This is a genomic window from Paenibacillus xylaniclasticus (assembly GCF_004001065.1).
Classification (GTDB): domain Bacteria; phylum Bacillota; class Bacilli; order Paenibacillales; family Paenibacillaceae; genus Paenibacillus_T; species Paenibacillus_T xylaniclasticus.
The window spans coordinates 1-8,390 of record NZ_BIML01000046.1 but is presented as its reverse complement, the minus strand read 5'-3'; the positions used below and the strand labels follow the sequence as shown (position 1 = coordinate 8,390).

The following is an 8,390-nucleotide window of genomic DNA, read 5'->3' as shown; positions in this document are numbered from 1 at the left end:
AACGTACGTCGCACCCCGTGCGGGTGCGTGGATTGAAATCGATGGGGATATGTCCATCCCGGCTACTACTGTTGTCGCACCCCGTGCGGGTGCGTGGATTGAAATTTAAAACAGTCTCCAAAGGATCTCCATGAGTATGCGTCGCACCCCGTGCGGGTGCGTGGATTGAAATCTTTTGTTACTGACGTAGATGCAGAGTTAGAAGAAAGTCGCACCCCGTGTGGGTGCGTGGATTGAAATGGCACCGCTTGCATGAGACCGAGCATAATCGTCGTCGCACCCCGTGCGGGTGCGTGGATTGAAATCGACGTGGATCGCGCATCTGGTGTTATTGCTGGGTCGCACCCCGTGCGGGTGCGTGGATTGAAATGAAAAAAAAACGCCGCGGGGAGAGATGATGAGATGGTCGCACCCCGTGCGGGTGCGTGGATTGAAATCGTCCCCCCCGGGGGGAAACGCAAAGGACCCGGTCGCACCCCGTGCGGGTGCGTGGATTGAAATCCAGCCCCGACTACGCGGATGCTGCGATTTCGGCCAAAATCTAGTATACACCTCTTTATCTGTTGGCTTCAGAGTATTTGATGCTATTTGGATACAAGTGAAGCCCTGCCAGCGTATGCAGGCGGGGCTTCTTTGTCTACCTCAGGATGGAGGTACTTGTCGAGTATTCATCTGACTCCATTCTATTTATGGGTTAGTGTTGGGTTAAATACACCAATACCGCTATTAGTATTACCGATGTATTCCTTGTTCTGAACCTTGAACGTAAGTTTTTTTACGCCTTTCACATCAACAGTAACATCCTCTGGGAAGGTGCCTCTACCAAAATCATGGGAGTACAATTCTACGCCATCACCTTCGATAATGAAGGTTACAATGTTCGTTGAATCCTGAAAATCCTTTAAGATTCCAACTTTCGCTTTAAACGTTGTGTACTGCCCGTTAAGCGGATAATCCTGCCAAATCTTTTCTACTTTAAGTGAAGGTCTCATATCCTCCGCAGCCGCTACCATCTTGAGATAGCTGGTGTATGAATTTGAGAGATTGTCTTGAATTTGAGCACCATCATTTACGAGTACGATATTCCTGACATTAGCTGCCGACGTATACATCGGCTTAACATTCACTCCAAGCGCCTCATCATTAGGCCCGTCCTGCTGCCCAATCAGTACCGTACCAGACTTGCCATCCCAAGCAACCTTCTGCCCCAGGCTTTCCGCAACGAAACGAAGCGGGACATATGTCGTTCCCTGATAGAGAAACGGTTTACCTTCCGTAGGCATCTTGGATACTTTATTGATTTTGATGTTTTTGACATCGTAGAACACTTCAATCATAGTGCCGCCAGATGCAGCATATGCTGCCGCGCCTGCAAACAATGTACTTACAATAATACCCGCTACAAAACCTTTCAGTTTGTCTTTCAACATTATGACACTCCCCCTATTATTTTTGTCGGTTAAATGGTGCTATTAATATGAGTAAATGCTATTAGTTGGTCAAAAGGAACCATTAACCATATGAAATATTATATTCCAGGTCTATTTTTTTGTCGATTATTAGATAAATAGTGATAAATGATTTGATTAATATAAGATGTTAAGAGGTTAGTTAAGCATGATGAAGAAAGTGCGATAGGTAAAGGCAGGGCTAGAGATTTCGTTACCCCGAACTACTCCCCATCAGCTTCACCAGCTTCGCCTCTGTCGAGCTTTCCGGAGCGGGCGTGTAGATGCTGCAGCGCAGATCGGAGCCGCCTTGAAGCTGAAGCGAGGTGAGGTGGAACAGCATTTTGCCGGCTTTGGCATGGCGGAATTCGAGGACGACCTCAGGCGCCGTGCTTACCCGGCTGTGCTCCCACAGCTCTTGAAACTCCGGGTGCAGAGACGACATTTCTGCTAGAAAACGATCATACCATTCGTCTTCGACGTATTTCCCATAATAGGCGCGGAAGATGGACAGGAAGCCGCTTGCGAACTGCTTCCAGTTGACGGCGAGCCGGCGAAGCTCTTGGCGGGTGAACAGTAGCCGGATCATGTTACGTTCCTCCTCCGGCACTTGTGCGAAATCGAGAAAAACGTGCGATGCGGCATCGTTCCAGCCGACGATCTGGCAGCGGCGGTCCGAGACGATGGAGGGGCATTGGCGCAGTTCTTGCAAAATTTTACGCAGCGGCGGACTGATAGCGTCATGCGAATAAGGGTACTGCTCAACCGACGAACCGATCGATAACGAGCTGCTCTCCAGTGCAAGCCCATATAAATAGTTTCGCTCATCATGCGTTAGCTGCAGCGCGGACGCGATCGCGTCCAATACGGCGGGCGACGCTTGAATATCCCGTCCTTGCTCCAGCCATGTGTACCAGGTGGTGCTGACACCGGCCAGCGCCGCTACCTCCTCCCGCCGCAGCCCTGGTGTCCTTCGGCGTGTACCGGTTGGCAGACCGACTGATTCTGGCGATATTTTGGCACGCTGCGCTTTAAGAAACGACGATAACGCGGCAAGTCTTGCGCTGCGGTTCATTGATTATTTTCCTCCCTTAAATAGCGTTACAAAGCTGTAATTGGCTGCTCCTAACAATTTCATAGTATTTATTATACTAGGATAAACAACAACTTGTAATAGGATACGGACTATGGGAACATGTTTAATACCAGGTACTAAATTTATCGCGCTTACGATTGCTAGATGCCCTCCTGGGCAAGCAATGAGGCAGCAGCGCAAAGCAAAAGGAGTGTATGCCGATATGGAACGAGTTGTCGTAACAGGTATGGGCGTCATTTCGCCGCTTGGCAGTCATGTGGATGAGTTGTGGAGACGGATGCTTAACGGGGAGTCCGGAATTTCGCGTATAGATGCGCCATATACAGATAAGCTTAAAACCCAAATTGCAGGCGTCGTCAGCTCATTCGATGCAGAAGGGCGATTCGGCCGTAAAGAAGCACGCAAGATGGACCGGTTCGTCCAATTTGCGCTGGCGGCGGCAGAGCAAGCAATCGAGGATGCGGATCTTCAATTGGATCAGATCGACCGCGATCGGATGGGGGTATACGTTGGCTCGGGGATTGGCGGACTGAATACGCTGCTGGAGCAAAATGAAGTTCTGCGTGACCGCGGTCCGGATCGAGTCAGTCCGATGCTTGTGCCGATGCTGATTGCGAATATGGCGGCGGCGACCATCAGCATCCGGTTCGGTGCGACGGGACCGACGCTGGCTCCCGTAACAGCATGCTCGATCGGCAATACGTCGATTGGGGAAGCCATGAGATTGATTCGGCTTGGGGTGGCGGACATCGTGATCGCGGGCGGCGCGGAAGCGACATTGACCGAAATCTCGCTTGCGAGCTTTGGCAATGCACATGCGCTGTCGACTCGCAATAACGACCCGACGCGTGCCAGTCGTCCGTTCGATATCGACCGCGACGGTTTTGTCATGTCCGAGGGCGCTGGAATCGTTGTGTTAGAGTCACTATCACATGCTAGGAAAAGAGAGGCCCATATTTATGCCGAAGTGGCAGGATACGGCGCAAGCTCGGACGCTTACCATGTCGTTGCGACCCATCCGGAAGGCGAAGGAGCACTCAAGGCGATGCGCTCAGCGATAGCTGATGCAGGCATTCAGCCTTCGGATGTCGACGTGATTAGCGCCCATGCGACGAGCACGGGAGTAGGCGATCGATCGGAAGGACAGGCGATCAGCCGTTTGTTCGGAGAGCATGCTGCTCGCATTCCGGTAACAGCTAATAAATCGATGCTCGGTCATATGCTTGGAGCAGCTGGCGGGGTAGAGGCGATTGCGCTGATCCAATCGCTGCGAAGCGGCATCGTGCCGCCGACGGCGAATCTGGAACGACTAGATCCGGAGTGCGGAATAACGAATGTTCCATCCAAGCCGCTTGAAGCCTCGCTGCGAGTCGGATTGTCTAACTCCTTCGGCTTCGGCGGACATAACGCGGTCATTGTCATTCAGCGTTATGAGGAGTAGACGATTGTAATACGAGCAGGGAGCTGCAAGGCTCCCTTAACAGGTTCATTATGCAGGCGGCCGCTCGTACTTCACGACGCGAACCCATACCTGCAGCACGTTGTCGGCGACGAGTACGGTCCGGATCGTAATCCGATAATCTGAGCCGCGTACGCCGACGTAGATTTTGTCCTTCAACAGCTTGCTTGCAAACTCGGCGTTATCATCGATCTGATAGATGCTTGTGCCGATGAATACAGACAAATCCTCCTTCAGCCGCTTCTTCAGCTCCGCCTCGGCGAGCTCGTTAAGCGGCTCTTCTTCCTTGAGTATGATCGGGACGATACTTTTGATGACGGTATGTTGATGTTTATATTTGTTCAGCAATTCGATATCCCGACTCGACTGCTCCAGCTGCTCCTGCAAATCGTAGTTCAATTGCGCGACCTTGTCGTAGCTGCTCATAAAGATGGAGTGATAGACAGCTGCACCGATAATGGCTCCCATCAACATAAAAAAGCAATACCGTACATAACGGACGAATCGGTCGAAATAGGGCATCCGCATATTACGCGCTGCTCCTGCATACCGCTTTGATCAACTCCGTGCCGACGTGTGCGCCGAGGAAGGAACAAATAATATAGAAGATTTGCACGGCAACGGGTGAAAAATGGCCTTCGAGCAGGTTGCTTTCGATATACCGCATCGGATCGATCGAGCCGCCGACGGCGGCGACAATCGCCCATATTTTTAGCTTGAGAGCCGTCTCCAGCATCGGGATCGATGGAGGCATCAGGACGAGCACAGCGCCGACGCCAGCTAGCATTGACCCTCCGATGACAACGCCGAAGGCGATAAGAAAGTCGAGAATCGCTTTGGACAGTATGCTGTTCAACATGGGCAGGCTGCCTCCCTCATAGCGGGCTTGTCCGCCAAGCGGTACCACCCGTTTCGGCCTGTCCGGCCGTTGCTACATTATATGGGCTGGGAGGGCTTGATTATGATAAAATGATCGTATTGTATCATTCGGTACGGTGGAGGAGGAACGGCGGCGATGAACGTTACGGAACAAGGTCGGAATCGGTTCGTGCATTTGCACGTGCACAGCGAATACAGCCTGCTCGACGGCGCGGCCCGCATCCGCGAGTTGGCCGAGCGGGCGGCGGAGCTTGGGATGGATGCGCTCGCGCTGACCGACCACGGGGTCATGTACGGGGCAATCCCTTTCTACAAGGCTTGCCGGGATAACGGGATACGGCCGATTATCGGCTGTGAGGTTTATATAACGGCGGGTTCGCGGCTGGATAAAGGGAGTAGAAAAGAAAACCCGATCTATCATCTGATTCTGCTGGCGAAGAATGAGACCGGCTATCGCAACCTGATGAAGCTGGTCACGATCGGACAGCTGGAAGGCTTTCATTATAAGCCGCGCATCGATATGGAAGCGCTCGCTGAATATGCGGAGGGGCTTGTTTGCTTAAGCTCGTGTCTCGGCGGTGAAGTGCCCCAGCATCTGCTGCACGGACGCCCTGATGAAGCGAAAGCGGCCGCTTTGCGATATAAGTCGATTTTTGGCGATGATTACTATATTGAGCTTCAAGATCATGGTCTGATTGAGCAGAAGAAAGTAATGCCTGAGCTGATCGCGCTCGCTCGCGAGATCGGAGTGAAGCTGGCAGCGACGAACGATGCGCATTATTTGCATCCAGAGGATGCGGCGATGCAGGATGTGCTGATTTGTATTGGCACGGGCAAAACGGTCGATGACGAGGACCGGATGAAGATCGCAACCGACCAGCTCTATCTCAAGAGCGGAGAGGAGATGGCGGCATTGTTCCGTCATGTGCCGGAAGCGATCGCGAATACGGCGGAGATTGCCGACAAGTGTCAGTTAGAGCTAACGCTCGGACGTGCGGCGCTGCCGACGTTCCGCCCGGTGCCGTCCGGTATGTCGAGTACTGCTTATCTGGCTGAGCTGTGCAAGGATGGACTGGAAGCACGTTACGGGGGCATGCCGAGCGAGGAAGCGAGGCAGCGGCTGGAGTATGAGCTTGCGGTCATTGAACGGATGGGGTACAGCGACTATTTTCTAATCGTATGGGATTTTATCCGGTTCGCGCATGAGCGGGGCATTCGGACCGGTCCAGGCCGCGGCTCATCAGCGGGAAGCCTTGTTGCTTATGTGCTGCGCATTACGGACGTTGATCCGCTGAAATATAAGCTGCTGTTCGAGCGTTTTCTCAATCCGGAGCGGATATCGATGCCCGATATCGATATCGACTTTAACGACGAGCGGCGGGACGAGGTCATCGCTTATGTTAGCGCGAAGTACGGCGAGGAGCATGTCGCCCAAATTATTACTTTCGGCACGATGGCTGCGCGTGCGGCAGTGCGAGACGTCGGCCGCGCGATGAACGTACCGTTCGGAGAGGTGGATCGTGCGGCGAAGCTTATTCCGAACCAGCTCGGCATTACGCTGGAGGAGGCGCTTCGGACAACACCTGAGCTACGGGACGCCTGTGAGCGTCAGCCGCGAACCGATGCGCTGCTGAAGATGGCGATGAAGGTGGAAGGAATGCCGCGGCATGCTTCGACTCACGCGGCAGGCGTCGTCATCTCCCAGGAGCCGCTGACGCATTACGTGCCGCTGCAAGCCGGAACTGAGCGGACGGCGCTAACGCAGTATTCGATGGAGAACTTGGAAGCGGTCGGGCTGCTCAAGATGGATTTTCTCGGTCTGCGCACGCTTTCGATTGTCGAACGGACGCTGCAATGGGTGAAGGAGCTGTACGGTCTTGATCTCGATTTTCGCCATATTCGTGACGATGATCCGCTGACGTATGAGATGCTTGGCCGCGGCGAGACGACGGGCATATTTCAATTAGAATCTACGGGTGTCAGACGTGTGCTGAAGGAGATGAAGCCGTCCACGTTCGAGGATATTGTCTCCGTGCTGGCGCTGTATCGTCCGGGCCCAATGGAGTTTATTCCGAAATATATTCAAGGCAAGCACGGTTTGATAGAGGTCGAATATCCGCATCCGTCGCTGGAACCGATTCTATCGGATACGTACGGTATTATCGTCTATCAGGAGCAGATTATGCAGATCGCTTCAGTGATGGCGGGATTTTCGCTTGGCGAAGCGGATCTGCTGCGCCGAGCTGTCTCGAAGAAAAAACGCGAGGTGCTGGACGAAGAGAGGGCGCATTTCGTTGCCGGTAGCCTAAAGCAGGGCTATACAGAAGCTGATGCAAACCGGGTGTACGATATGATCGTTCGCTTCGCGGATTACGGTTTTCCGCGCGCTCACGCTGCCGCTTACGGTGTGCTCGCATTTCAGACCGCCTATTTGAAGGCGCACTATCCAGTCCCATTTATGGCGTCGATGCTGGCGTCGGTAACGGGTAATCAGCGGAAAACGGCGGAATACGTCGACGAATGCCGACGTATGGGGATCGATGTGCTGCCGCCGGACGTGAATGAGAGCGGCGTGACGTTTACGCCGGTGAAGCGTGGGGCAGGATTAGCGGAGCCTTCAGCGACAAGCGGTGGCAGCGTCGTGTTTGCTGGTAACGGTCAAGAGCCGGAGAGCTTGCGAACAGCTGCAGCAGGCAGGCCTGCAGCTGGCGCAATTCGGTTCGGTCTCGCTTCGGTGAAGAACGTCGGTACGCAAGCGATTGAATCGATCATGAAGGAGCGGGCCGAGCGTCCGTACGACAGTCTGACCGATTTTTGCCGCCGTGTCGATCTTCGCGTCGTCAACAAGCGGGTGACCGAATCGCTCGTCCTGGCCGGTGCGGCTGATTCGCTGCCCGGTCATCGGGCGCAGCTGCTCGGCGCGCTGGATGAGATCGTCGAGGCGGCCGCGAAGTGGCGCAAGGACCGTGAGGAGCTGCAGATTGATCTGTTCGGCTTCGAGGAAGTGATTAACTGGGAAGTGGAGCTGCCGGATGTGAAGCCGTTCACGACGGCGCAGAAGCTGGAGCTGGAGCGGGAGCTGCTCGGTCTATATTTGTCCGGGCATCCAATCGATGCGGCAGAGGAAGTACTCGCTCCGCACGGTGTCGACCGGCTTGTCGAGCTGGCCGATGTGCCGGACGGCACGATGGCTGTATTCCCGGTCATGGTCGTGTCGGTTAAGCCGATGATGACGCGCAAAGGGCAGCCGATGGCGTTCCTGGAGGTCGAGGACCGCATTATGCGCGTTGAGGCGGTCGCGTTCCCGACCATATGGAAGCGGCACGCGGACAAGCTGGCCAAGGGTGGCCTTGTGCTTGTGCTGGCCACCGTGCAGCAGCAGGACGACGACTTCAAGCTGCTCCTTGAAGACGTCGTCCCGCTCGGCGAACCTGCCCCGAATATGGCGGGGCAGGTTCGCCGGCTCCGCCAGCAGGCGCGCAACCGCTTGGCGCGCGCCGCTGGCGGG

At 54.4% G+C, this 8,390-nt stretch carries 6 protein-coding genes and 1 CRISPR repeat array; of the genes, 2 read left to right on the top strand and 4 right to left on the bottom strand.

Annotation, left to right across the window (positions count from 1 at the left end):
• Window positions 1-7 precede the first annotated feature (7 nt).
• A CRISPR array of direct repeats spans window positions 8-501; the repeat unit is 32 nt; unit sequence GTCGCACCCCGTGCGGGTGCGTGGATTGAAAT.
• 182 nt (window positions 502-683) lie between these two features.
• Window positions 684-1,430: a stalk domain-containing protein gene (locus PXY01_RS21220; RefSeq protein ID WP_127573023.1), complete on the bottom strand. Its 747-nt coding sequence runs from the start codon at window positions 1,428-1,430 to the stop codon at window positions 684-686.
• A gap of 232 nt (window positions 1,431-1,662) precedes the next feature.
• Window positions 1,663-2,523 carry a helix-turn-helix transcriptional regulator gene (locus PXY01_RS21215; RefSeq protein ID WP_127573021.1) on the bottom strand — a complete coding sequence of 287 codons (861 nt, stop codon included), beginning with the start codon at window positions 2,521-2,523 and terminating at the stop codon, window positions 1,663-1,665.
• A 223-nt stretch (window positions 2,524-2,746) separates the two neighbouring features.
• Between PXY01_RS21215 and fabF the strand changes: the two genes are divergently transcribed.
• Window positions 2,747-3,985, top strand: coding sequence for a beta-ketoacyl-ACP synthase II (gene fabF, locus PXY01_RS21210; protein WP_127573019.1), 1,239 nt, complete (start codon window positions 2,747-2,749; stop codon window positions 3,983-3,985).
• A gap of 48 nt (window positions 3,986-4,033) precedes the next feature.
• On the opposite strand, the gene PXY01_RS21205 is transcribed toward fabF, so the two are convergent.
• Window positions 4,034-4,531 (bottom strand): sporulation membrane protein YtrI, encoded by a 498-nt coding sequence (locus tag PXY01_RS21205; protein WP_127573017.1) that lies wholly within the window; start codon window positions 4,529-4,531, stop codon window positions 4,034-4,036.
• Window position 4,532: 1 nt separating this feature from the next.
• Complete coding sequence (locus tag PXY01_RS21200; RefSeq protein ID WP_373864314.1) at window positions 4,533-4,862, bottom strand: YtrH family sporulation protein; 330 nt, start codon at window positions 4,860-4,862, stop codon at window positions 4,533-4,535.
• A gap of 156 nt (window positions 4,863-5,018) precedes the next feature.
• On the opposite strand from PXY01_RS21200, the gene PXY01_RS21195 reads away from it, so the two are divergent.
• Window positions 5,019-8,390, top strand: a 3,372-nt coding sequence (locus PXY01_RS21195) for a DNA polymerase III subunit alpha (RefSeq protein WP_127573015.1), incomplete at its 3' end; no start/stop codon positions are given.